Here is a 22,581-nt window from a genome sequence, read left to right as displayed (position 1 = left end):
TCCCGCGCGTCCGCCCCTCGCGCGGGGCGCCGTCCACCCTCCTCAGACCATCCCCTCCTGTGAAGGCACGAGCCATGAACTTCTCCGTCAGACCGCCGGCCCGCTCGTTCGCGACCCGGGCCGGCGCGCTCAGGATGCGCCGCTACCTGCACGGCCGGACGATGAGCAGCCCGCCCGCCTCGCCGCGCTCGGCCGAACTGTGGGTGCACGGCATGACCGTCGCCCAGCTCAAGGCGCTGGCCTGGGGGTGCACGCCGTACCGGGCGCGGGCGGTGGTCGAGCTGGCGCTGCGGGCCCGTCGCGAGGACGCCGCCGTGACCGCCCTGGGCGAGCTCAGCCTGCTCCCGCCGCTGCAGGAGGGCCGGCTCTTCCACCTGGTGACGCTCTCCTGGGCGGCCATCACGGCCCTGCTCGCCGCCGAGACGGCCCGCTCCCGCCACCTCGCCTACGCGCGCTTCGCCGACCTCGGCCCGGACGACCAGCAGGCCCTGCTGCTGTACCTGAACGCCCCGACCATCGAGGAGGCGCACCCGCGGCTATGACCGCCTCAGCCGCCGGTGGTGACCGGCTCCGCGGCGCCGCGCCGCGCGCCGTGCAGCCGGCGCACCACGGCCGTCGCGAGATCCCCGGGGCGCGGGCGCCGGCCGAGCAGCCGGGTGAACGGGCTGTGCCGCAGCACGGTCCCCGGGAAGCTGCCGTGCACCCGGCCCCCGGCGCGGGGCTCGTCGAGATTGTCCGCACCGGTGTCCGGGCGGTCCGTGCGCTGGCTGCTCACGCCGAACCGGCGGAGCGCCAGCACCGCTTCCGTCAGCCCGGGCGCCAGCCGCTGGCCGAGCATCAGCGCCGCCGCGGCCCCGCCGACCGGGATCTCGCGCCGCGGATGCCGCGCCGCGAAGACGATCGAGTCGGCGACGACCTCCGGCGCGTACACCGGCGGCGGCGGCTTGACCATGACGCCCAGCTTGCTGCGGGCGTGCTCGAAGAAGGGCGTGTCCACCGACGCCGGCAGGATCGTCGTCACCGTGATCGGCTCGCCGTCCTGGGCCAGCTCCGCGCGCAGGCAGTCGTAGAGCGCCCGGACCGCGAACTTGCTGGCGGCGTACGGGGCCTGCAACGGCACGGCCCGCACCCCCTCCGCCGAGGAGACCCCGATGACGGTGCCGCCGCCCGCGCGCCGCAATGCCGGCAGCGCGGCGTGCACGCCGTGCACGTGGCCCAGGAAGTTGACCCGCATCACCCGGTCGAACTCGGCGGCGGTGATGTCCTCGACCCGGCCCCAGACACCGACGGCCGCCACGGTGACCCAGGTGTCGATGCGGCCGTACTGCCGCTCGGCCAGCGCGGCCAGCGCGCCGACCGCCGCACGATCGGCGACGTCGGTGGGCACGGCGACGGCGCTCCCGCCGGCCTGCCGGATCTCCCCGACCAGCGTCTCCAGCGCCGGCACGCCCCGGGCGGCGCAGACGACCCGGGCGCCCGCGGCCGCGAAGGCCAGGGCGCTCGCGCGGCCGATCCCGCTGGACGCGCCGACGATCACCACGACCTGTTCGGACAGCGGCTTTCCCATACGTACCTCCTCCGACGGTGTCCCCGCCCTACCCCGTGTGTCGCGCACTACGCCTGTGGCGCTGTGTCGGCCCTCACCAGGGGGCGGGGATTCGCCGGAGCCCGGGCACAGTTGAACCACAGGATGCACAGAGGAGGTGAAGAGGATGCAGGAGTCCGCTGACGACGTCACGCGCGCCGAAGCGCTGTTCGCCTCGGATCTGCAGGCGGCGGACGTCGAGGACACCGACGCGGTGGACCGCGCGGTCGCCGCGCTGCTGCGGCGGAACGGTCCGCGCGGCTGTTCGGCCCGGATGGCGTACGAGTTCGGCGAGCACCCGGACCTGGCCGCCGAGCGGATGCGCTGGGCGCGGCGGGTGGTCCGGCAGCGCGTCGGCACCGCATAGTCGTCGCGTCCCGGGGTCACGCCGCAGACGGGCGGCGACTCGGGCATCGGGCGGGCGGTCGCCATCGCGTTCGTGCGGCGGGGACCTGCGGCCCGGCTCGACGATCATCAACACCGCGTCGATCCAGGCGTACCAGCCGACGCCCGAGCTGCTCGACCACGCCACCACCAAGGCCGGCATCGTGGCGTTCACCAAGGCGCTCGGCGCCGGCCTGGCCGAGCAGGGCATCCGGGTCAACGCGGTCGCGCCCGGGCCGATCTGGACCCCGCTCATCCCGGCGACCATGCCGGACGAGAAGGTCGAGTCGTTCGGCGCGGACACCCCGCTGGGCCGCGCCGGGCAGCCGGCCGGGCTGGCCCCGGCGTACGTCTTCTTCGCCTCGCGGGAGTCGAGCTACGTGACCGGTGAGGTGCTCGGCGTGACCGGCGGCAAGCCACTGGCCTGACCGCCGGCTCAGGCCAGTGGCTCCTTGCGGCCGTGCTGGGCGTTGTAGACCTCGGCGGGCACCCGCAGCCGCTCGTCGGCCAGCAACCGCCGGACCCCGGCCAGGTCGGGGCCGGCGGTCGCGGCGGCCAGCTCGTCGAAGAGCGCCACGTCGACCGGGTCCCCCGGCTCCGGCATCGCGCCCCACAGGTCCCAGGGCAGCAGCTCCATGTTGTCCAGGGCGGCGGCGTCGCGCATCAGGTTGGCGGCGATCCACCAGGCGCCCGCCTCGTGGATCGAGGTGAGCCCGAACCGGTCCGGGTCGGCCCGCCCGGACCGGGTCAGCCGCCACCCGTCGCCGGCCACGACGAACTGCTCCCGGGGGACGTCGGTCAGGTCGAAACGCAGCCCGAGCTGCTCGCGCTGCAGGTCGTCGATCTGGGCGTCGAGCAGCTTCCAGCGGCCGCCGTCGCGGTACTCGGCGACCCAGTGGTCCTCGTACCAGCCCGGCGTGAAGTACGCCCCGAAGCCGCAGCGGGCCCGGGCCGGCACGCCGCGCGCCCGGAACAGGGCGACGGCCAGCACGGAGAAGCCCCGGCAGTTGGTGGCGACCCGCCGGTCCGGCTCCCGCGGCACGTCCAGCGGCCGGTCGTCGCGGCCGACGACCGCGTCCAGCACCTGCTCGGCGCGGCGCAGGTTGACCCGGTCGCGGTCCGGCTCGGCCAGCGTCACGCCGTACGCCCCGGCCCAGAACTCGTGGATCAGCAGACCCTGGACCACCCGGGCGATCCCGGCGGCGTCGGCCGGCAGGCCGCCCACCCGCTCCGCGTGCTTACCGACCGCCGTCATGACGCCCGGTTCCACCCACTCGGCACCCATCACCGTCTCCTCCCGTGTCGCGATGCCTTGATCCAAGTGCCTGCCCCAGGGGCCGGGTCAAGCCGCCGGGGCCGTGGGAGGATGGCCACCATGCCCGAGGCCATGTCGCTGGACCAGATCAGGACGGCCATCGACGCCGTCGACGCCGAGCTCGTGCGGCTGCTGGCCCGCCGGGAGGGCCTGGTCCGGCAGGCCGCGCCGCTCAAGCGGGACGCCGGCGCCGTGCGGGCCCCCGGCCGCGTCGAGCAGGTCGTGGCCCGGGCCCGCGCGCTCGCCGCGACGGCCGGCGCCGACCCGGACGTGGTGGAGCGCATCTACCGCGCGATGGTGCAGGCCTTCATCGACATGGAGCTCGCCGAGCACCGCCGCACCGGTCCCGGCATCGACCACGGCGCATGACCGGTAGGCTCGGTCCGGCCCGCGACAAGCTCGGTCCGGCCTTCGACTGGGGAGTGATCGTGTGAAGACCTCCGTGCCACCCGCCTCCTTCGGCGCGCGGGAGCGGTGGGTGCTGCTGGTGGCGAGCGCCTGGCTGGTCAGCGGCCTGCAGCTCGACGCGTACGCGCACGCGACCACGCCCGAGCTGGAGACGTTCTGGACGCCTTGGCACGGCGTCCTCTACTCCGGAATCGCGGCGTCCGGGCTGACCCTGGTGTGGCTGATGCGCCCCCGCCTGCCGGTCATCCCGACGTACAGCACCCTGCTGGCGCTGCCCAACGCGCTGCGCATCCCGCTCGCCGGCATGGCGTTGCTGCTGGTCGGGGGCGGCGTGGACACGTTGTGGCACAACGTCTTCGGCATCGAGCAGGGGCTGGAGATCTTCGTCAGCCCGAGCCACGAGCTGATCATCCTGGGCATGGTGCTGGTCGCCGCCGGCCCGGCGCTGATGCTGGCCACCCGGCCGGGCCGCGGCCTGTCCGTGGCGGACGGCACCCTGGCGACGATCTCGGCGCTGCTGGCGGTGCTGCCGCTGCACATCTATTCGCTGCACGCGTCCGCGTTCGGCATGACGTTCTTCGGCGATCCCGGCGCCGAACGGTTCCGGATCTTCTCGGCCGACGCCCAGGTCGTGCACGGCTACCTGTTCAGCACGGTGCTGCTGCTCCTGCCGATCCTGATCATGGGCCGGCGCTGGCGGCTGCCGTTCGGCGTACCGGCCGTGCTGGTCGCCGTGCCCGCGGCGCTGATGCACCTGATGTTCAACTCGCAGCAGAGCTGGTGGCTGCCGCTCACCGTGGCCGGCGCGGCGGCCGGCGCCGAGCTGGTGCTGCGGCTGGCCGGGCGGGCCGTGCGCTGGCCGGCCGACGGGCGCTGGTTCGCGGCCGGGCTGGTCGCCCCGCTGATCGTGTGGGGTGCGGTGCTGGCGGTGGCCACCCGCACGGTGGGGGTGAGCTGGAACGTGCACATGGTCAGCGGCCTGCTCACCCTGGCCGCCCTCACGGGCGGGCTGACCGCGCTGGTCACCCGCCGGGTGCAGCCGGCCCCGGCCCGCCCCGGCCCGGGGCCGGCCACCCCGGCGGCGGCCGACGACGAGTCCCGGACCGGTGTGCCGGCGTCGTGAGCGTGCTGCGCTGGTGCGGTGTCCTGCTGGTGGCCACGAGCGGCCTGCTGCTGGCCGGGGCGTCCCCCGCGGCGGCGCACGCCGGAGGTCTCACGGCCACGGACGCCCGCAGCCGCGTGGTGACGGTGACGCCGGCAGTCCCCGGCCTGGCCGTGACGGCCATCGAGGACGGCGCCCGGCTGCGGCTGCGCAACGGCACCCCGTCCGCGGTCACGGTGCCGCCCGGCGGCGGCGCGGCGACCCCGGCCGTGGTGCCGCCCGGCGGCGAGCTGACCTGGGCCGACACGAGGAGCACCCCGGACGGCCGCGCGGTGCCGCCGGGCGGGACGCAAAGGTGGTCACTGGTGCTGGACGCCGGGGGTACGCCGGTCACGGTCACCGGGGAGCTCGTCGGTGAGCGGCCGCCCGCCCCGGCGCCGTGGTGGGCGGCGGTGCTGGTGACGGCTGCGGCCGTACCGCTGGTCGCCCGCCGCCTGCGCCGCCCCGACCTGGCGCTGACCGCGGCCGGCCTGGCCGCGATGGCGGCCTCGGTGGCGCACGTGGCCGGCTCGACGCTGGCGGTCGAGTCGGCGCCGCTGCCGGGCACGTTCCTGAGCGCCTGCGGCATCAACCTGCTGAACTGGCCGCTGATCGTGGGCGGCGCGGTGGCGGTGCTGCGCGGCCGGCCCGCCGGGGTGCTGGCCATCTGCGCCGGCGCGGCGCTGACCGCCGTGTTCGTGCTGCCGGACGTCACGTCGCTGCACCGGGCGGTGCTGCCGTTCGCGGGACCGCCGGTCGTGGAGCGGCTGCTGGTCGTGGTGACGCTGGGCGCCGGGGCGGGGGTGGCGGTGGCGGGGGCCTCGGTGCTGCGCCGGCTGGCGCAGCGGTCCCCGGCCGAGGAGGCCGTGTGACCGGCTCGCCCGGCCGGCCCGGCCCGTTCGGCTCTCCCGGCCCGCTCCGCTCGGCCGGCTCTCCCGGCGCGGTCGGCTCGGTCGGCTCTCCCGGCTCGGTCGGCTCTCCCGGCTCGGTCGGCTCGGTCGGCTCGGTCGGTTCGGTCGGCTCGGTCGGCTCGGTCGGCTCGCGTGGCCCTCGGGCGCGGGTGGGTCGGTGGCTGGCCGTTCTGCTGGCGGTAGCTCTGCCGGCCGGATGCGGTGGCGCGCCCTCCTCGCCGGCCGCGACCACCGGTTGTGCCTCCCCGGCGCCGGACGATGTGACGGCGGCGGTCCGGGCCGGCCGGGCGGACCCGCCCCCGCACCGGGTCGCGGTAGCCCTGCACCGCCCGGTGACCGTGCGGGTCGAAGCCGACGCGGACGTGGAGGTGCACGTCCACGGCTACGACCTGGAGACGCGGGCCGCGCCGGGCCGTCCCGGCTGTGTGACGTTCATGGCCGACCGCAGCGGCGTGTTCGACGTCGAAGCGCACCCCGAGACGCTGCTGGTGCAGCTCGAAGTGCGGTGACGGTCCTCGCCCACGGGGTCGGCCAGTCGCAGGACCTGCCGCTCCCCCTCGACCTGGTGCTGCAGGCGGGCGCGGCCACCGTGGTGGTCTCGTTCCTGGTGGTGGCGGTCTGGTGGAAGCATCCCCGCCTCGGCGACCCCGGCACCCGCCCGGCCCGTTCCGGCCCGCTCCGCCATCTCGTGCTGGCGGCGGCCCTGTACGTCGTCGGCAACGCGTTCCTGGGGCCACGCGGTCCGGAGAACCCGGCCGCGCACGCGCTGTTCGTGTGGCTGTGGGTGGGACTGGTGCCGGTCAGCGTCGTGTTCGGACCGGTGTGGCGCGAGGTCAACCCGCTGCGGACGCTGTTCCGGCTGCTGCGGCTGCCGCCCGGCGGATGGTGGTCGGCGCCGTCGCCGGCGGGCCGAACGCCGGCCGCGACCCGGTGGCCCGCGGCGCTGTTCCTGCTGGCCTTCGTGTGGCTGGAGCTGGTGGTGCCGCACCACGGCGAACCGCTGGTCGTGGGCTGCTGGCTGCTCGGGTACGCGCTGCTGCAACTGGCCTGCGCCGCGGTCCGCGGCGAGGAGTGGTTCGCCCGGGCCGACTGCTTCGAGGTCTACTCCGACCTGGCCGGCCGGCTCAGCCCCCTGCGACACCGCAACCCGCTGGCCGGCGTGGCCCGCACTCCGCCGGGCCCCGGCCTCGCCGTGTTCCTGGCCGTGTGGTGGGGTTCGACCATCTTCGACAGCGCCTCGGGATCCCCGGCCTGGGCGGGCTTCCTGCAACGGGCCGGGCACCCGGTCGGGTACGGCACCGCGGGGCTGGTCCTGCTGTGCGCGGCGGTGCTGCTGAGCGTCCGCCTGCTGTCCGGGCGGCTGGACGTGACCGCCTCGCTGATCCCGATCGCGGTGGGCTACACGCTGGCCCACTACGTGTCGCTGCTGCTGGTGGAGGCGCCGCGCGGGGTGCTGCTGGCGGTGCAGCAGTGGGGCCTGGCCGAGGATGCGCGGTGGGACGTGGCGGTGGCGCCGGGCGTGCTCGCCGGTGCGCAGATCGCCCTGATCCTGACCGGGCACGTGGTGGGGGTGGTGGTGGCTCATGAGCTGGCGCTGACCGGGACGCCGGGAGCGGCGGCGGGGACGGGGGCGTCGAAAACGGCCGGAGCGGTGGCAGCGGCCGGGGCGGCAGCATCGGCGGGAGCCTCGGCAGCGCCGGGAATGCCAGGGCGGCCGGCGCTGGCGGCGCTGGCGGACGAGCTGCCGGTGGTGCTGCTGATGATCGGCTACACGTGGGCCGGGCTGTTCCTGCTCTTCGTCCGGTGACCTGCACTCAAGTATATCGATGAATGAGCGTATGAATCACCGGATCAAGCCGGTGGTTCGCATACAGTTTTAGTGCCGTTCCAGGCGCCGCTGCAGCCGAACCAGCGGAAGGACCGGACGCGTCGATGACCCGCCGAAGACCTCATCCTGCGGCTGTCGCGGCCAGATCGCCCCTGCGATTCTTCGCCGTCGCGCTGGGACTCGGTGCGGGGGCCGGCATCGTGCTCTGGTCCCCGTTGATCATGTATCGGGTGCTGGGTAAGTCACAGCCGTGGGTGATGCTGGCAGACGTCGGAGAGGCCTACGGGGGCGCCTCGGCCCTGCTCTCGGCTGCCGCGTTGTCCGGAATCGGCGCTTCTCTGTTCCTGCAGTCACGGCAGATGCGTCAGGAGCTCATGAGCCTGGACAAGCAGCGGCACTTCGAACTGGTCAAACTGGCCCTGGAGAATCCCGAGTTCGTCGAGGTGATCGACGGCAGCCCGCTGGACGCGCAGGACGGCCGGCAGAAGATATACGCCAACCTGACCCTCACCTATTGGCTTGCGATGTGGGAGCTCGGAGAAATCGGGGAAGCTGAGCTACGGACGCTGACCTCGCACATGTTCCGGAGCGGTATTTCGCGCGCGTGGTGGGGCCAGGTCAGCAGTCGCTGGATCACGATTCGCGGCCACCGGCGGCGACGGTTCGTACAGATCGTGCGCGAGGAATGGGCCACCGCCGAGGGGCACGCCTCCCTCGAGGCCATACCGGGCGGCGCCGAATCCCACCGATCGCGGAGAGATGTGACGGCGTACCCCCGCACCGCGACACGCTGGTGTGCAGCCGTGGCAGCCATGGCCGTGGTCGGCGTCGTCGCCGGCCGGACGCGAAGAAGACGGGCTAGCCGCCACTCCCGGGCCGGTCCAAACGGCCGCTCTTGATCTCCGTTACCAAGGCTGTGAAGCTCTCGAGGTCACAGGACAACACAGCGCCGCGCGGATCCTTGGAGTCACGGATGTACACCGTGCCACACGCGCCGTCGCGGGCCACCTCTACACAGTTGGCAGTGTTCAGCGATCGAGCGCTCTTCCGCCAGCGCAGCCCGGCAGGTACCTGATCAATTCCGACTCCGCACACGGGCCGCTCAACCGGATTGCCGGCCGCGGGTTACGGAGCTGCCGGGAAGCTCACAGCGCACCCTCCTCGACCGTGAACCGGGCGGGCCGCTCGTGTATGGGCCGGGTACGGCGTATCCACGCTGATGGGCGCACCGAGGACTCCGGGTGGAACTCAGAACACCAGGTTGTGGGCGTCGTCGGTGAGCCTCTCGAGCGTCGGCTCGTCGACCTCCGGCACGACGTAGCCGCACCGGCGGATCCGGGCGAGGAACTCCCCGGGCAGGGCCACGTTGTGCCGGCCGGCGTAGTACGCCAGGTCGTCACGCCACAACCACTCGCCGTCGGTGAGGACGGTCGGGCCGCCCAGCACCTGGCGCGAGCTGTCGAAGACGTCGTCCTGCACGTCCATGAAGTCGATGAGCACGTGACCGGCCCGCAGGTAGGCCACCACCCGGTCGATGTCCGGAAGCGGCTGCTCCAGCACGTGCTCGCGGATGCCCTCCTGCTCCGCCTGTCCCCGGACCCGGCCCAGCTCGGCGAACATGCCGGCGGTTCTCATCGTTGCCGACCCTGTGGATGCGTTCGGCAGTCGCCGGTCAGTGGGCGCCCCGTGGGCCGAAGAACACGAGGTGCTCGGCCTCGGCGGCGCACGCGTCCAGGGTCGGGTCGTCGACCTCGGGCACGACATACCCGCGCCGGCGGATCAGCGCGAGGAACTCCGGCGGGACCTCGACGTCGTGCCGGCCGACATAATGGGCGAAGTCCTGCCGCCACAGCCACTCCCCGTCGGTGAGGACGGTCGAACCGTTCAGGATCTGCTCGGCGGGCTCGAACACGTCGTCCTGAAGGTCCATGGCGGCGATCAGCTTGTGCCCGCCGCGCAGATAGCCGACAACATCGTCGACATCGGGTAGCGGTGCGGAGGCGACACTCGCCCGGATGCTCGGCTGGGGAGTCGGCGGCCGCAGCCGCCCCAGCTCGGCGAACATTCCCGCGAGCTTCATCATGCTCCGCCTCCCGGTGTGAAAACCTTCCAGACTCCGCCGTTGAACACCGTCAGCTCCCGCTCCGGCCCGCCGCGCAGGGGGACGCCGACCGGCTGGGTCGGGGCCATCACCGGCACCCCGAGGATGTCGGCGACCTGCTGGGCCGCGGGCAGCGTATCGAGGCCGTCCTCGACCCGGCCGGTGTGACACGACACGAGTCGCACGGGGCCGCCCGCATAGCCGGGATCGGCGCGGATGGCCTCGGCGATCTGGTTGGCGTGGGTGTAGTTGCCCGGGACGTCCGCCCCGTTCTCGCCGATGAGCCCCGGGCGGAACTGCCCGTTGGGCAGCCCGTGGACCACGGCGTCGTGATAGCCGGGTTCGGGCCGGGCGGTGTCGAAGTTGAGCATGGTCGCCGAGTCGTAGCCGACCGCCGTCCGGTTGTCGCCGTGGTACACCGGATCGCCGCCGGGCAGCACGTCGTCCGGCGTCCGGGCCGGGGGTTGTGGATGGGCGCCGGGGTTGCGGCTGCGCGCGCGCCGGTCGCGTCGCGTTCCCATCGGGCTGCCGCCCCGCCCCTCGCGGAGCCTGCCGACCGCCTCCCCCAGCCGCCGCATCGCCTCGCCCAGATGGCGCAGGCTCGCGATGAGCGACTTGAGCCAGTGCGTGATCCGCGCCGCCCACGACGCGCACAGCGTGCTGACCTGCTCGGCCACCAGCGGGGTGGCCAGGCCGGCCGTGGCCAGCAGTTCGCCCGCGTAGACGATCAGGCGCGAGACCACGGTCGCGATCGCGTCGCGGACCATCGTGCGGACGGTGCCGATCAGCAGGCCCGCGCCCTCCGTGATCAGGGCCATGCCGTCGGCGGCGCGGCCCAGCGCGAGCAGCGACTGCGCGCGCCGGTCGGCGTGGGCTCGGTACGCCTCCGCGGCGGCGCCGGTCCATTCGTCCAGGTCCCAGCGGACGAGCCGGGTGGCCTCCTCCGCGTCGTCGCGCAGGCTGCCGGCCACGTTGCGCCAGGTCTGCGCGTGGGCGGCGATCTGTGCCGGGTCGCCGGCGAGCCAGTCGAGCGCCTCGGACAGCGGTTTCACGTGCTCGATGAGCCAGGCGATGCCGTACTGGAGCAGGCCGCCGACCGGGTCGGACATGAACGCCAGGGCGTCGAGGCCCGCGCTCAGGCCGCCCAGGGCGCCGTCGATCCAGCTGCCGTGCTGCACGCCGGAGACGATCTGCTCGATGTCCTCGGCGATCCAGACGCCCGCCCACGGGGAGGGCGCGGCCGGCGCCGCGGTGGCGATCAGCGGGTTCGTCACGGTGCGCCGCTGCCCGTCGCCGCGCCGAAAAGCATGCGCCGGACCTTACCGGAGGCGCGCCGGGTCATCCGCGACGGAGGTCGGCCTGGGCGGCGCGCAGCGCGTCGACGGCGGCGTCCGTGCCCGGGGGCCGGGCCCGGTCGAGCTCGCGCCAGGTGTCCTCCAGGGCCTGCTGGAGCCCGACGTGCTGACGCCGGAACTCGGCGCGCAGCTTGTCGATGCGCCTGATCCAGCCGGCGGCGGCCGGGGCCGGCCGGTCGGGCTCGGGGGCGGCCCGCGCGGTGGCGGGCACGATGGCCGCCAGCGGGCGGCCGTCCTCGGTGACGACGGTGGTCTGCCGGGTCAGGCCGGCGAGCCGGGCGAGCTGCACGAAGCGCGTGCGCGCCTCCACCAGCGACAGCTCCAGGCGGGCAGGGGGCAACGGGGTGGCGGGTTCAGCCATGCCCCCGATGATGCCGTCACCCTCTGACATTTTTCGGCGGCGTGGGGCCCGGCGCGGCGCCGGGCCCCCTCGCCTCAGACCCGCGACAGCGCCCGGTCGCTCACCACGCACTGCATGCCGAACTGCCGGGCCCGGCGCATCGCGAAGTCCGTCAGCCCCGGCGTGTCCGCGTAGTCCAGCGCGTACAGGTCCAGCTCGAGCTGGAGCAGCTGCTCGGCGATCTGCGCGTGGAACTCCAGCACGTCGGCCGGCCACGGCCCGTAGCCCTCGTCCGTCCAGCGGGCCGAGAACGACTCGAAGACCACGCCGTCGACGAGTTCGGCCAGCCGCGGCAGCATGCCGAAGCCGCGGTTGGCCAGCAGGTAGCCCGGCTTGGCCTCGGTACGGATCGCCGCGACCAGGGTGAGCAGGTGCGGGACGTCCTCGGGGTAGGTCAGCTCGACGTTGAGGGTGTCCATGAACAGCCCGGCGAACCCGGCCGCCATCGCGTCCCTGGCCTGGCCGATCACGTGTTCCACCCAGAGCGGGTGGCCCACCTCGACGAACGCGCCGCCCCAGTCCGGGTTGCGTTCCTGGCGCTGCCACGGCGCCGGCGGGCCCTGGTCCTCCGACAGCGACAGGTAGCCCAGCGTCTGCACCCCCTGGTCGGCCAGCTGGGCCAGCTCCTGCGGGCTGTAGAACTCCGGCTGCAGCACCACCCGCGGGTACGTGGCGAGCTCGTCGAGGTGCTTGTCGCCGTAGTAGAAGCAGATCGGTGGTTGCTCGCTCATGCCGGCGCTCCGTTCTCGCGGTACCAGATGTACGTGCTCCGGACGCCCTCCTCCAGCGGCACCGCCGGCTCGTAGCCGGTCAGCTCGCGCAGCCGGGTCAGGTCGGGGCAGCGGCGCGGCACCGAGCCCGCCGGCGCGGCCAGCGGCTCGATCGCCGGGCTCACCCCGGCCAGCCGCAGCACCAGCTTGGCCAAGTCACCGATGTTCGTTTCGTCGCGGTCGTTGCCGATGTGGACGATCTGTCCGGCGGCCGCCGGGGCGGCCATCAGCCGCAACATCGCCTCGACCGCGTCGTCGACGTGGCAGAACGCCCGGAACTGGTCGGCGCCCGGCACCCGGAACGGGTCCTCGTGCGCCGCCCGCAGGGACATCTCCGGGATGACGTGGTCGGCGCCCATCCGCGGGCCGTACACGTTGTGGAACCGGCCGACCACCGCGTCGAAGCCCTTGGCCCGGGCGGTGTGCAGGAACGCCGCCTCGCCGAGCAGCTTGCTGACGGCGTACGCGAACCGGGGCGCGGTGATGTCGGAGATCATCACCGGGATGTCCTCCCCGGTGGGCACCGCCACGATGCCGGCGTCGACGCCGCCGGCGTACACCTCGCTGGTGGAGGCGAAGAACACCCGCTCGCCCGGCGCGACCCAGTCGAGCAGGTGCATCGCGGCCAGGGTGTTGACCCGGACGACCCGGGCCGGGTCGTTCTCCACGTTGCGGACCCCGACCACGGCCGCGAGCAGGTAGATCTGGTCCCAGCCGTGCGGCAGGCCGGCGTAGGTCACCGGATCGGTCAGATCGCCCGAGATCACGTGGACGGCGTCGGCCGCGCGCAGCTCGTTCAGGTCCCGGTCCTGCCGCCCCCGGGAGAAGTCGTCCACGATGGTGACCTGGTGGCCGTCGGCGACCAGCCGGCGCGCCAGGTGCAGCCCGATGAAGCCCGCCCCGCCGAGCAGCAGCGCCCTCACGCGGCCACCTCCGCGCCGGTCCGGGGCAGGTAGCCCAGGCCCGCGTACCGGATGCCGGCCGCGGTGACCGCGTCGGCGTCGAGGACCCGCCACGAGTCGTAGATGAACGCCGGCCGGGACTCGCCGAGCAGGTCCGGGAGCCGGATCGCCCGGTAGTCCGGGTGGTCGTTGATCACCAGCACCGCGTCGGCGTCGGCGAACGCCTTGTCCAGGCTGACCGGGTCGCCGCCGTACTGGCGGATGACGTCGTCGCTGACCATCGGGTCGTGGCCGGTCACGGTGATGCCCGCGGCCGAGAAGGCCGGCATCATGCTGGCGATCGGGGTGCCGCGCATGTCGTCGGTGGGCGGCCACCCCTTGTACGCCCAGCCGAGCACCGCCAGCCGCTTGCCGCGGGTCTCGCCGTGCGCCTCCTGCAGCATCCGCACCACGGTTTCGGCCACGTGCACCGGCATGAACTCGTTGAGCTCCCGGGCCCGGCCGACCAGGAACGGCTCCCGCCCCGCGGCACTGTCGATCATGATGTACGGGTCCTTGGACAGGCACCCGCCGCCGACGTACCCGGGCTTGGACAGGTCCGGCCGCGGGTAGTCCGCGTTGGCCGCCCGGATCACCTCCAGCGGGTCCAGCCCGTGCCCCTCGGCGATCAGCGCGATCTCGTTGCCGAACGAGTAGATCAGGTCGGTGTGGCAGTTGTTGGCCAGCTTGACCAGCTCGGCGGCCTCCAGGCCGGACACCGGCACGATGGTGCGGGCCAGGCCCGAGAAGAACGCGACGCCGGCCCGCAGGCTGGCCTCGTCCAGGCCGCCGATCACCTGGGGCAGCTCGACCAGCTCGCGCAGCGCCTGGCCCTGGATGGTCCGTTCCGGGGCCATCACCAGCTTGACGTCGTCGCCCCAGGCGGCGCGCAGCTCCGGCAGCACGACCCGGCGGCTGGTGCCGACCGGCACGGTGCTGCGGACCACGACCAGGGTGCCGGGGCGGCACCGGGCCGCGACGCTGCGGGCGGCGGCGGCCAGGTTGGCCAGGTTGGGCCGGCGGGTGCTCTCGTCGACCGGGGTGGACACGCTGATCACGGCGACCTCGACCGTGTCCGGCGGCAGCTCCGGGCCGACGTGGATGCCGGTGCCGATGTGCTCGGCGAACACCTCCTCGACGCCCGGCTCGAAGATGTGCGACCGGCCGTGCGACAACGTCTCCAGGACGCCCGGGGACACGTCGCAGCCGTGCACGACGAAGCCCTTGTCCGCCAGCGCGGCGGTGAGCGTCAGGCCGACGTAGCCGAGGCCGACGACGCCGATTGTTGTGGGCATGTGCCATTCCTTCCGGTTCATGGGCAGGGCTGGGTGAGACGGTCGAGGGCCAGCACGGTGACCGTGCCGGCGAATCGTTCGCGGCGGTACCGGCCGCAGGCGGAGCGGATGTCGGCCGGCCGGGTGGCGTAGTCGACGCCGAGCACGAACTTGCCGGCGTCGCGCAGCGCGCGGGTGTCGGCGAGGTTCTCCGCGCAGAAGTCCTCGCGGCACGGCTCGTCGGTGGCCCGGAAGAACAGCTCCTCCATGGCGATGCCGTCGATCGCGGCGGTGTAGCCGGGGAAGCGGCGCAGCTCCGGGGAGTTCTGCGGGACGATCAGGAAGCCCGGGCGGCGCTGCTTGGCGTACGCGCTGATCCGCGCGATGAGCGCGGCCATCTCCCGGCCCAGCGCTGCCCGGTCGCGGCCCTGGGCGTAGCCGGGGTCGAGCTCCTCGTAGGCCAACGGGGTGTCCAGGTAGGCCCCGTCGAAGCCGGCCCGCAGGGCCTGGTCGACCCGTCCCCGCAGGACCCGTTGCCACCAGCGCTCGTCCCAGTAGCGGACGAAGTACTCCCCCGGCCAGTCGGCCCACTCGTTGCCGATCACGTCGCCGGCGTCGCGGCGCAGGGCCGGATACTCGGGCCGGAAGTCCTCGATGCTGCCGATCTCGAAGTAGGCGAGCACCCGCTGGCCGGCGGCCTGGACCCGGCGGATCTCGTCGGGGCGGAAGTAGTCGGTGTGCGCGTCGCGGGCCAGGTCGACGACGGCGAGCTGGTAGGGCCCGGCGGCGATGTGGTCGAGCCGGCCACCCGGGTAGTCCTGCAGCTGGTAGGCCCAGCGGGTGATCCGCCCGGGCGCGGGCCGCGGCGGCAGCGGCCGCGGCGCCGCCGAGGCCGCGGGGGCCGAGGTCGCGGGGGCCGAGGCCGGCGCGGATGCCGACGGCGGGGAGGACGGGACCGCCGGCGAGGCGGCGGCCGTCGGGGCGCGGTCGGTCCCGGTACGGGTCACCAGGATGCCGCCCGCCGCCAGCGCCGCGACCACGGTCAGGCCGGCGAGCACGATCCCCCGCCGCCGGCGCCTCATCCGGCCTCACCCGCCGCCCAGATGTCCTTGATCGAGGCGCCCAGGTCGCGGCTCGGCCCCCAGCCCAGCTCCTCGCGGGCGCGGCGCACGTCGGCCTGGATCCAGTCCACCGCCGCGGACCGCCGCGGGCCGGCGCCCTGCTCGCGGATGTCGCCCCCGAAGCCGGCCGCCTCCGCGAGCAGGCGCACGGCCTCCCGCGCGCGGACGGCGTGCCCGCTGCCCACGTTGAACACCCGGTGCCGCAGCTGCGGCGGGCGCAGCACGGCCGGCACGATCGCCGCGAGGTCGCGGACGTCGACGAAGTCCCGGTACGCCGCCAGCGGCCCCAGGGTGATCTCGCCCGCCCCGGTGGCCAGCGCGGCGCGGATCCGCTCGGCGGCGCGGCCCAGCATGGTCTCCCCGGACATCCGCGGGCCGATCGGGTTGAACACGCGCAGCGACACCGCGTCGACCAGGCCGCTCTCGCCGGCCAGCTGGAACAGCCGGGTGCCGGCCAGGTGGCTGACGCCGTACGCGGCCACCGGGTGGGCCGGGTCGTCCTCGGTGACGGAACGCCCGGGCGCGACCACGCCGTACTCGCCGGCGGAGCCCAGCCGGACCAGCCGCACGCCCGGCCGCGCCGCGGCCACCGCCTCCAGCAGCTTGGTCGCGACCAGGGTGTTGCCCCGCACCAGCTCGGAGTCGGTGCCGCCGAGGCGGCCCACGCAGCTGACGATGGCGGTGGGCGCGTGGCCGAGGATGACCTCGACCAGCTCGCGATGGTCGCCCTCGATCAGGTCGTGCTCCTCGCGGCCGGGGCAGAACACGGCGCTGACCTGCGGGTCGGCCTCCAGCGCGGCGCGCACGTGGGCGCCGATGAACCCGGAGGCGCCGAACAGCACGACCCGCTGGCTCATACCGGCTCCCGGGCGGGCTGGGGCAGCAGGATCGGCAGCAGGCTGTCGCAGGTGCGGTTGGCCTCGTCGTAGTCCTCGGGCCGGCCGATGTCGAGCCAGAAGCCGTCGAACGGGTAGGTGGCCGGGTGGTCGCCGCGGTCCAGCAGGTCCAGCACCAGCTGGTCGAACCCGAACGGCAGACCCGGCGGGTACGGCGTGAGCGCCCGTCGCGACATGCCGTAGACGCCCATGCTGACCGGGTAGCTCAGCACCGGCTTCTCGCGGAAGCCGACGATGCGCCCCTCCTCCACGTCGAGCACCCCGAAGTCGATCCGGTGGGTCTGCGCGGCGGTGGCCACCGTCAGCGGGCTGGCGCCCAGCATGTGCGCGGTGAGCAGCTCGGCGTAGTTGAGGTCGGTCAGGATGTCGCCGTTCATCACCAGGAAGTCGTCGGGCAGGGTGTTCTTGATGCCGAACAGCGGCCCGATGGTCGACAGCGGCACGTTCTCCTCGATGTAGTCGATGCGCAGCCCCCAGCGCGCCCCGTCACCGACGAACGCCCGGATCAGCGGGCCCAGGTGGTTGATGGCCAGCGTCACGGAGGTGAAGCCGAACGACGCCAGCTGATCCAGCACGATCTGCAGGATGGAATGGTTGTCACCGATCGGCATCAGCGGCTTGGGCAACGCCGTGGTGTACGGCCGCAGCCGGACGCCTTTGCCGCCGGCGAGGATCACTGCGTGCATCGCTGACCTGCCTCCCCACGTGGTCGGAACTAGCGGTAGTGCCGGGCCTGGCCCAGGATCGGGACCAGGCCGAGGCCGAAGAGCGCCTGGAGCAGCAGCACGCTGCCCAGGTAGAGCGAGGTGTCGACGAGCGCGGAACCCGGGCGCCCCAGCAGCGGGGCGGCGCCGAGCAGCGCGCCGAGGCCGACGTGGACGGTGATCGCGGCCAGCATCGAGGCGCACAGCCAGCCGAAGCGCTCCCGCCCGGCCAGCAGGAAGGCCAGCAGGTACGCCCCGCCCAGCGCGACGTGCGCCGCCGTCATGACGATCCCGGCGCCCGAGAGCAGGCCCAGGTACGCCAGCGCGGCCAGCAGCGCGGCCGCCGGGACCGCCGGGGCGAGCAGGCAGATCGCCACCTCCTGGCCGAGCAGCAGCCAGACGCCGCGGACGAACTCCCGGGGCCGCTCGACCCGGCGGACGAGCGCGACCGCCCGCGGCCGGAACCGCTCGGCCCGCCACTCGACGACCCCCATCGTGAGGATCAGCGGCGCGGCGGCGATCGCGATGTCCAGCCGGCCCAGCAGGTACGGCGCCTCGGCGTGCAGCAGCAGCACCGCCGAGCACAGCCCGTACGCGCTGACCCCCAGCAGGGCCGGGACCTCGGGGCGCAGCGCCACCCGCAGCGCGGGCTCGGGACCGCTGGCGGCGCGGCCGCGGTGGACGGCGAGCAGCACCGCGACCAGGAACCCGGCCAGCACGCAGCCGGCCGCGACCGCCACCGACCAGGGCCGCAGCCCGCGCCCCAGGACCAGGTAGGCCGCGCCGGCCAGGAAGGCCGGGGTCATGGCCAGGGCCAGCCACTGCTCGCGGCGGTAGATGACCAGCACGGTGCTGGTGAGCTGGTAGGCCACCTGGCAGGTGATCATGGCGAGCAGGGCGGGCCCGCCGCCGGTGAGCCGGACCAGGACCGCGCCGGCCACGGCGCCGGCCAGCGGGGCGGTCACCGCGGCGGCGGTCAGGATCCGGGCGGCGGAGCGGGGCCGGCCCAGACCCAGCATCCGGTACGCCGCGTGCGCCGCGGCGCCGGCGTAGACCCAGCCCAGCGTGCTCGCCAGCACCAGGCCGAGGACCAGCGAACGCCGCCCGACGATGGCCAGCACGGCCGGGAACGCGGTGCTGGGCAGCACGTACAGCGGGCCGTGGGCGATCACGCGCAGGCTGTCCCGCCAGGCCCGGGGGTCCCGCGCCGACGCGCCGCGCGCCGGGGGCAGGATCGGGCCGAGGCGCCGGAACACCTCGGTGGCCAGGGCGAAGACGTCGTGGTAGCCGTACTCGACGCGGGCGCCCCGGTCGGTGAGCCCGTCGGCCTCGAGGGCGGCCGCCACGTGCAGCGAGTCGACCGCCCGGCCGAGCTGTGGGCGTACCCGTTCCACCAGGTCGTCCAGCGGATCCGTGGAGATCTTGGGAAGCAGCACGGTGTGCTCGCCCGGCCCGGTGGTCCGGGTGGCCGCAGCGGCCGCCATGATCGAGCCGAGCCGTCGGCGGTTCGGGTCGACGTCGCTGTCCAGGCTCACCGCGCCTCACCGTCCAGCTGCAGCTGCGCCCCGGAACCGCGCTGGGTGGGCACGGTGAACCGGCCCTGGGCCCGGCCGCGCAGGTGCCGCGGCGGCGGGGAGGCCTTGAGCGGGGTGGCCAGACCCTCGTAGACGTTGCGGTACATCTCCAGCGAGCGGCGCAGCGTGAAGTGCTCCAGCACCCGGGCCCGGGCCATGATGCCGAACCGGCGGCGCATCTCGTTGTCGCGCAACAGCTTCACGCACGCCTCGGCCACGGCGGCGTAGTCGCGGGGCGGCACGACGAAGCCGGTGTCGCCGACCGCCTCGGCCACCCCGCCGACGTTGGTGCACACGGTCGGGCGCCCGCAGGCCATGGCCTCCACGACCGTGTACGGAAAGCCCTCGGAGATGCTGGTCAGCGCGACGATGCTGCCGGCGTGGTACGCGTCGACGGCGTTGCCGACCCGGCCCTCCAGCACCGCGGCGCCGGTGAGCCCGAGCTCGGTGATGAGCCGCTCGCAGCTCTCGTGGTAGATCCGGTTGACCGCCGGGGTGCCGCCGAAGATGCGCAGCCGGGCCTCCGGGATCTCGGCCCGGACCAGCGCGAACGCCCGGATCAGGGTGTGCAGGTCCTTGAGCGGGTCGACCCGGCCCATGTACGAGATCGTGGGCAGCTCGGGCTCGGTGGTGGCGGCGGGGAACTCCTCCGGCTCGACCCCGTTGTACATGGTCCACATGCGGTCCGGGTCGGCGCCGTTGTGCAGCTGCCAGCGCCGGTTGTACATGGAGTGCGGCGCCAGCACGTCGGTGATCAGGTAGGCGGCGCCGGCCAGCTGCCGGAAGAAGCTCAGCACCAGCACGCGTACCGGGTGCGACGCGTCGTCGTGCAGATGGGCGATGTAGCGCTCGCGCAGGTAGATGCCGTGCTCGGACATGACCAGCGGGGTGCCGTGCTTCCACTTGGCGGTCATGCCGACCAGCGTGGCCAGCCCGTTCATCGAGGAGTGCACGATGTCGGCCGCGACCGGGGCGGCGCTCAGCGGGCGCAGCATGTGCTCGATGAGCCAGGCCGCCTCGACCGCGTCGGCCACCGTGGGCGCCGGCCCGACCTCGTCGACCCGCAGGTCACGCCACGCGTCCAGCATCATCGTCAGCGCCTGGTTGGACAGCAGGGCGCCGCTGAGGTCGCCGCCGTCGTCGGCGTACTCGAACATGCCCCGCAGGGCGAGCAGGAACATGCTGCGGCTGACCGCGCTCTGCTCGGAGCGGGTGGCCTCCAGCGGCGTGACCAGCGCCCGCAGGAAGACCTCGTAGGACTCGGTGAAGGACGCGCCGGGCCGGCCGGCCCGGCGCCGCCGGGGGCGGCGGCCGCCGGGCGGCCGCGCACCCCACAGCGGGATCGAGTGCACCGTGTCGAGGTTGGTGGGGGCCGGGAAGACCGACTGCTCGGCGCCGTCGACGGTGAGCGCGACGACGTCCCAGCGGTAGTCCGGCATGCCCTTGATGAGCTGCTCGCACCAGACGCTGACACCACCCATCGCGTACGGATAGGTGCCCTCCGACACCAGCGCGATCTTCACCGGCCCCCCTCTACCAGGTCCTGCTCGTCACAGGTGCGGGACCGCGGTGACCGTGACGGCCGTGTTCGCCGCGAGGGCGAGCGGGGTCGTCACGTCGGTGCCGTACGTGCTGGAGCCGGCGCCCTGGGCGCCGCTGATCTGCACGGTGCCCGCGGCGGGCGAGGTGACCGTGATGGTGCCGGTGGACCGGTCGTAGACGGGGTCCACGCCGGCGCCGAGCTGCGCGAAGTGCGCGGTCCGGGTCGTCGTGTACGCCGCCAGCGACGGCCAGTCCTCATTGAGCAGCGGCACCGAGTAGAACGCCTCGTACTTGCTCATCACCGCGTCGATCCAGTCGCTCAGCAGTGTCCGGCCCGAGCCGTAGTCCCGCACGTTGCCGATGTGGAACGTGTGCGTGTAGATCGCGCCGGACGACACGTGGCCGAGGGCCACGCCGGCCTCGTAGTCGATGATCTGCTCGTAGGTCAGGTTGGCCGGCCAGTACGGGAAGCGGCCGGCGGGTCCGTAGAAGGAGTTGTAGAACGCGGTCTCCTCCTGCGGCGTGGTGACGAAGTACGCGATGTTCGTCGGCCAGTCCGGCACCACCGAGATGCTCGGCTCCAGCGGGTGCACCGTGGCGGCGTTGAGGTGCGCCGGCACGTGGCTGGCGAACGACATGTTGCCGTGCAGGTACCTGACGTTGAGGTCCTTGGCCGCGCGCAGCAGCTCCGGGTTGGAGCCGGTGAGGCCGTGGTCGACCGGCGGGCTGGTGTCGTCGTTCGGGTTCGGGTTGTAGACGCCCAGGCCCGAGTACTCCGGAGTCTTGAGCACGCTGTCCGGGGCGTTGAGGCCGATCGCGTTGCCCGCGACCCGGTTGTCGTTGATCTCGCCGTACGAGGTGGCGTAGTTGGTGTGGTTCAGCTCCGGGTGGTTCAGGGTGTGGTTGATCCACCGGAAGTTGTCCTTCAGGCACTTGCTGGTGGCGGTGAGCTCGTTGACGCCGCCGTTCGGGCTGCACGCGCTGCCGGCGAACGGGTCGATGTCGGCGCCGTTGTACGCCAGGTTGAGCTTGAAGTCCGCGGCCTGCGGGTGCGCGGCGCGCAGGGCCACCTGCTGGTTGTCGAGGTTGACGGTGTCGTGCCCGCTGACCTGGAAGCCCGGCGTGTACTCGACGTGGCCGTCCGGGTAGTAGTGGTCCGAGGTGTTGAACCAGTCGTCGACGTCGACGTTGAGGTGGTGCCGCTGCTCACCGAGGAACATGCCCTTGCCGGCCCACCGCAGCATGCCGTAGACCAACAGGTCGGAGTGGGTCAGGTACTGGTTGGAGGTGAACGTCAGCGCGAGCCGCTCGCGGCCGTCGGTCGAGGTGGTGCGCACCCCGAGCACGTCCGAGCCGTTGGTGAGGGTGGCCTCGGCGCCGCAGCCGGGGGTGATCGCGGTGCGGTAGACGTACGACTGCACCAGCGGGATCTGGATGCCGCTCTTCAGGTAGTCGAAGACGCCGGCGCCGGTCGCGGTGAGCGAGAGGTTGATCGGCGTGCTGCCCACCGAGGTCTCGCCGTTGGAGGTGAGGCAGTAGTTCTCCGGCCAGGTGCCGTAGCTGGTGTAGAGGGCGGCCTGGCGGACGCCGAAGTTGCGCTCGTAGGCCCAGAGGACGTTCCACTCGCTGGGGTCGAGGCCGGTGAGGTAGCTGCCGTTGGACTCGTAGACCTGCATGCTGTTGGTGAGCAGGATCGCGTTGTAGCGGCCGACGCCGTCGGGGCGCACGAGCGTGCTCGTGGTCAGCGGCGTGGTGGCGTCGTAGAGCACGTCGTAGGCCGCGCCCACCCGGTCCAGCGTGGTCTTCCAGGTGGCGACGCCGAAGTCGTCGGCGTTGGTGCCGATCACCAGCGCGCGCAGCGCGACCTGGTCGTTGAGGCCGGCCGCCGCGGCGGCCTTGGCCGACTTCGCCGGCTTGACGACCTTGACGGTGCCGGAGCGCCGGGGCAGCGGGACCGGCCGCGCCGCGGCGGGCCGCGCGACCTGGGCCAGACCGGGCACGTTGGGCGGCTGGCCGGACGGCTGGGCCGGCGCGGCGGCCCGCTGGGCGGCGGCCGGGCCGGCGGCGCCGAGCAGCGCCGTCACGACGGCCGCCGCGACGAGGGTGAAGCGCGCCGAGCGACGGCGCGCGGGACGTGTGGGGACCATCCAAGACCTCCAGAGCAGGGAGGGATCACCACAGGTGCCGTTAAGAAAAATTGACACAGAGCGATCCCCGAGGTGGCCCGTGCTGAAGCCACGTTGGACGGTAGCAATGAACGCGGTCACATTCGATGGCCCGCTCGGGACGTGATTCAGCAGTTGACCGGTCCATGGTGGAGTGCTAGAGCCG

The 22,581-nt window shown here is 73.7% G+C and carries 24 protein-coding genes and 1 pseudogene; 9 read left to right on the top strand and 16 right to left on the bottom strand.

What is annotated here, in order from left to right:
• Nucleotides 1–74: 74 nt before the first annotated feature.
• Nucleotides 75–542, top strand: a complete 468-nt coding sequence (locus Ani05nite_RS26460; protein WP_203772617.1) for a hypothetical protein — start codon at nt 75–77, stop codon at nt 540–542.
• Between the two features lie 5 nt (nt 543–547).
• Here the strand turns inward: Ani05nite_RS26460 and Ani05nite_RS26455 are convergent, their stop codons facing one another.
• Entirely contained in the window at nt 548–1,567 is a 1,020-nt protein-coding gene (locus Ani05nite_RS26455; RefSeq protein WP_203772615.1) for an SDR family oxidoreductase, read from the bottom strand.
• 145 nt (nt 1,568–1,712) lie between these two features.
• Here Ani05nite_RS26455 and Ani05nite_RS26450 point away from each other — a divergent pair, with 145 nt between their 5' ends.
• Both Ani05nite_RS26450 and Ani05nite_RS26445 read left to right on the top strand, forming a co-directional pair.
• Nucleotides 1,713–1,952, top strand: a complete 240-nt coding sequence (locus Ani05nite_RS26450) for a hypothetical protein (RefSeq protein WP_203772613.1) — start codon at nt 1,713–1,715, stop codon at nt 1,950–1,952.
• 85 nt (nt 1,953–2,037) lie between these two features.
• Nucleotides 2,038–2,397, top strand: a pseudogene (locus Ani05nite_RS26445) (SDR family oxidoreductase); the annotation flags it as partial.
• Between the two features lie 8 nt (nt 2,398–2,405).
• Here Ani05nite_RS26445 and Ani05nite_RS26440 read toward each other — a convergent pair.
• Complete coding sequence (locus Ani05nite_RS26440) at nt 2,406–3,254, bottom strand: transglutaminase-like domain-containing protein (protein WP_203772611.1); 849 nt, start codon at nt 3,252–3,254, stop codon at nt 2,406–2,408.
• A 90-nt stretch (nt 3,255–3,344) separates the two neighbouring features.
• On the opposite strand from Ani05nite_RS26440, the gene Ani05nite_RS26435 reads away from it, so the two are divergent.
• The 6 genes from Ani05nite_RS26435 to Ani05nite_RS26410 all read left to right on the top strand — a co-directional run bounded on the left by Ani05nite_RS26435 (nt 3,345) and on the right by Ani05nite_RS26410 (nt 8,471).
• Nucleotides 3,345–3,653: a chorismate mutase gene (locus tag Ani05nite_RS26435; protein WP_203772609.1), complete on the top strand. Its 309-nt coding sequence runs from the start codon at nt 3,345–3,347 to the stop codon at nt 3,651–3,653.
• 61 nt (nt 3,654–3,714) lie between these two features.
• Nucleotides 3,715–4,815 carry a hypothetical protein gene (locus Ani05nite_RS26430; protein WP_203772607.1) on the top strand — a complete coding sequence of 367 codons (1,101 nt, stop codon included), beginning with the start codon at nt 3,715–3,717 and terminating at the stop codon, nt 4,813–4,815.
• Nucleotides 4,812–5,705: a hypothetical protein gene (locus tag Ani05nite_RS26425; protein ID WP_203772605.1), complete on the top strand. Its 894-nt coding sequence runs from the start codon at nt 4,812–4,814 to the stop codon at nt 5,703–5,705. The genes Ani05nite_RS26430 and Ani05nite_RS26425 overlap by 4 nt, the downstream gene beginning before the upstream one ends.
• Nucleotides 5,702–6,253: a hypothetical protein gene (locus tag Ani05nite_RS26420; protein ID WP_203772603.1), complete on the top strand. Its 552-nt coding sequence runs from the start codon at nt 5,702–5,704 to the stop codon at nt 6,251–6,253. Before Ani05nite_RS26425 ends, Ani05nite_RS26420 begins: the two co-directional genes overlap by 4 nt.
• The gene (locus tag Ani05nite_RS26415) at nt 6,250–7,551 is read left to right on the top strand and encodes a hypothetical protein (RefSeq protein WP_203772602.1); all 1,302 of its coding nucleotides are present in this window, start codon (nt 6,250–6,252) and stop codon (nt 7,549–7,551) included. Before Ani05nite_RS26420 ends, Ani05nite_RS26415 begins: the two co-directional genes overlap by 4 nt.
• A 251-nt stretch (nt 7,552–7,802) precedes the next feature.
• Nucleotides 7,803–8,471, top strand: coding sequence for a DUF6082 family protein (locus Ani05nite_RS26410; RefSeq protein ID WP_239130648.1), 669 nt, complete (start codon nt 7,803–7,805; stop codon nt 8,469–8,471).
• Here Ani05nite_RS26410 and Ani05nite_RS26405 read toward each other — a convergent pair.
• The 14 genes from Ani05nite_RS26405 to Ani05nite_RS26340 all read right to left on the bottom strand — a co-directional run bounded on the left by Ani05nite_RS26405 (nt 8,431) and on the right by Ani05nite_RS26340 (nt 22,397).
• Complete coding sequence (locus tag Ani05nite_RS26405) at nt 8,431–8,580, bottom strand: DUF397 domain-containing protein (RefSeq protein WP_377881103.1); 150 nt, start codon at nt 8,578–8,580, stop codon at nt 8,431–8,433. The two genes, Ani05nite_RS26410 and Ani05nite_RS26405, sit on opposite strands and share 41 nt — an antisense overlap.
• Nucleotides 8,581–8,820: 240 nt before the next feature.
• Nucleotides 8,821–9,207: a hypothetical protein gene (locus tag Ani05nite_RS26400; protein ID WP_203772598.1), complete on the bottom strand. Its 387-nt coding sequence runs from the start codon at nt 9,205–9,207 to the stop codon at nt 8,821–8,823.
• 37 nt (nt 9,208–9,244) lie between these two features.
• Nucleotides 9,245–9,655 carry a hypothetical protein gene (locus tag Ani05nite_RS26395; protein WP_203772596.1) on the bottom strand — a complete coding sequence of 137 codons (411 nt, stop codon included), beginning with the start codon at nt 9,653–9,655 and terminating at the stop codon, nt 9,245–9,247.
• Nucleotides 9,652–10,947 (bottom strand): DUF8616 domain-containing protein, encoded by a 1,296-nt coding sequence (locus tag Ani05nite_RS26390; protein WP_203772593.1) that lies wholly within the window; start codon nt 10,945–10,947, stop codon nt 9,652–9,654. The genes Ani05nite_RS26395 and Ani05nite_RS26390 overlap by 4 nt, the downstream gene beginning before the upstream one ends.
• 64 nt (nt 10,948–11,011) lie before the next feature.
• Nucleotides 11,012–11,389 carry a hypothetical protein gene (locus Ani05nite_RS26385; protein ID WP_203772591.1) on the bottom strand — a complete coding sequence of 126 codons (378 nt, stop codon included), beginning with the start codon at nt 11,387–11,389 and terminating at the stop codon, nt 11,012–11,014.
• Between the two features lie 74 nt (nt 11,390–11,463).
• Nucleotides 11,464–12,159 (bottom strand): putative glycoside hydrolase, encoded by a 696-nt coding sequence (locus Ani05nite_RS26380; RefSeq protein WP_203772589.1) that lies wholly within the window; start codon nt 12,157–12,159, stop codon nt 11,464–11,466.
• Nucleotides 12,156–13,121, bottom strand: coding sequence for an NAD-dependent epimerase/dehydratase family protein (locus tag Ani05nite_RS26375; RefSeq protein WP_203772587.1), 966 nt, complete (start codon nt 13,119–13,121; stop codon nt 12,156–12,158). The genes Ani05nite_RS26380 and Ani05nite_RS26375 overlap by 4 nt, the downstream gene beginning before the upstream one ends.
• A complete protein-coding gene (locus Ani05nite_RS26370; protein WP_239130642.1) occupies nt 13,118–14,434 on the bottom strand; it encodes a nucleotide sugar dehydrogenase in 1,317 nt (438 codons plus the stop codon). Before Ani05nite_RS26370 ends, Ani05nite_RS26375 begins: the two co-directional genes overlap by 4 nt.
• Nucleotides 14,435–14,451: 17 nt before the next feature.
• The gene (locus Ani05nite_RS26365) at nt 14,452–15,495 is read right to left on the bottom strand and encodes a glycoside hydrolase family 191 protein (RefSeq protein WP_239130640.1); all 1,044 of its coding nucleotides are present in this window, start codon (nt 15,493–15,495) and stop codon (nt 14,452–14,454) included.
• Nucleotides 15,492–16,391, bottom strand: coding sequence for an NAD-dependent epimerase/dehydratase family protein (locus Ani05nite_RS26360; protein ID WP_203772583.1), 900 nt, complete (start codon nt 16,389–16,391; stop codon nt 15,492–15,494). Before Ani05nite_RS26360 ends, Ani05nite_RS26365 begins: the two co-directional genes overlap by 4 nt.
• Nucleotides 16,388–17,116, bottom strand: coding sequence for a sugar phosphate nucleotidyltransferase (locus tag Ani05nite_RS26355; RefSeq protein ID WP_203772581.1), 729 nt, complete (start codon nt 17,114–17,116; stop codon nt 16,388–16,390). The genes Ani05nite_RS26360 and Ani05nite_RS26355 overlap by 4 nt, the downstream gene beginning before the upstream one ends.
• A gap of 29 nt (nt 17,117–17,145) precedes the next feature.
• Nucleotides 17,146–18,669 (bottom strand): hypothetical protein, encoded by a 1,524-nt coding sequence (locus Ani05nite_RS26350; RefSeq protein ID WP_203772579.1) that lies wholly within the window; start codon nt 18,667–18,669, stop codon nt 17,146–17,148.
• The gene (gene pelF, locus Ani05nite_RS26345) at nt 18,666–20,231 is read right to left on the bottom strand and encodes a GT4 family glycosyltransferase PelF (RefSeq protein WP_203772577.1); all 1,566 of its coding nucleotides are present in this window, start codon (nt 20,229–20,231) and stop codon (nt 18,666–18,668) included. Before pelF ends, Ani05nite_RS26350 begins: the two co-directional genes overlap by 4 nt.
• Before the next feature lie 27 nt (nt 20,232–20,258).
• Nucleotides 20,259–22,397, bottom strand: a complete 2,139-nt coding sequence (locus tag Ani05nite_RS26340; RefSeq protein ID WP_203772575.1) for an Agd3-related carbohydrate-binding protein — start codon at nt 22,395–22,397, stop codon at nt 20,259–20,261.
• Nucleotides 22,398–22,581 lie beyond the last annotated feature (184 nt).

The organism is Actinoplanes nipponensis (assembly GCF_016862275.1).
Taxonomy (GTDB): Bacteria; Actinomycetota; Actinomycetes; order Mycobacteriales; family Micromonosporaceae; genus Actinoplanes; species Actinoplanes nipponensis.
Note: the sequence above shows the minus strand (reverse complement) of the source record. Positions and strands in the feature narration are given on the sequence as shown.

Bases quoted from the DNA above. Each gene is read 5' to 3' on its own strand.
- Ani05nite_RS26360 (WP_203772583.1), bottom strand. From the start codon at position 16,391: ATGAGCCAGCGGGTCGTGCTGTTCGGCGCCTCCGGGTTCATCGGCGCC.
- Ani05nite_RS26400 (WP_203772598.1), bottom strand. From the start codon at position 9,207: ATGAGAACCGCCGGCATGTTCGCCGAGCTGGGCCGGGTCCGGGGACAG.
- Ani05nite_RS26340 (WP_203772575.1), bottom strand. From the start codon at position 22,397: ATGGTCCCCACACGTCCCGCGCGCCGTCGCTCGGCGCGCTTCACCCTC.
- Ani05nite_RS26450 (WP_203772613.1), top strand. From the start codon at position 1,713: ATGCAGGAGTCCGCTGACGACGTCACGCGCGCCGAAGCGCTGTTCGCC.
- Ani05nite_RS26355 (WP_203772581.1), bottom strand. From the start codon at position 17,116: ATGCACGCAGTGATCCTCGCCGGCGGCAAAGGCGTCCGGCTGCGGCCG.
- Ani05nite_RS26365 (WP_239130640.1), bottom strand. From the start codon at position 15,495: ATGAGGCGCCGGCGGCGGGGGATCGTGCTCGCCGGCCTGACCGTGGTC.
- Ani05nite_RS26395 (WP_203772596.1), bottom strand. From the start codon at position 9,655: ATGATGAAGCTCGCGGGAATGTTCGCCGAGCTGGGGCGGCTGCGGCCG.
- Ani05nite_RS26380 (WP_203772589.1), bottom strand. From the start codon at position 12,159: ATGAGCGAGCAACCACCGATCTGCTTCTACTACGGCGACAAGCACCTC.
- Ani05nite_RS26435 (WP_203772609.1), top strand. From the start codon at position 3,345: ATGCCCGAGGCCATGTCGCTGGACCAGATCAGGACGGCCATCGACGCC.
- Ani05nite_RS26370 (WP_239130642.1), bottom strand. From the start codon at position 14,434: ATGCCCACAACAATCGGCGTCGTCGGCCTCGGCTACGTCGGCCTGACG.
- Ani05nite_RS26460 (WP_203772617.1), top strand. From the start codon at position 75: ATGAACTTCTCCGTCAGACCGCCGGCCCGCTCGTTCGCGACCCGGGCC.
- Ani05nite_RS26385 (WP_203772591.1), bottom strand. From the start codon at position 11,389: ATGGCTGAACCCGCCACCCCGTTGCCCCCTGCCCGCCTGGAGCTGTCG.
- Ani05nite_RS26455 (WP_203772615.1), bottom strand. From the start codon at position 1,567: ATGGGAAAGCCGCTGTCCGAACAGGTCGTGGTGATCGTCGGCGCGTCC.
- Ani05nite_RS26440 (WP_203772611.1), bottom strand. From the start codon at position 3,254: ATGGGTGCCGAGTGGGTGGAACCGGGCGTCATGACGGCGGTCGGTAAG.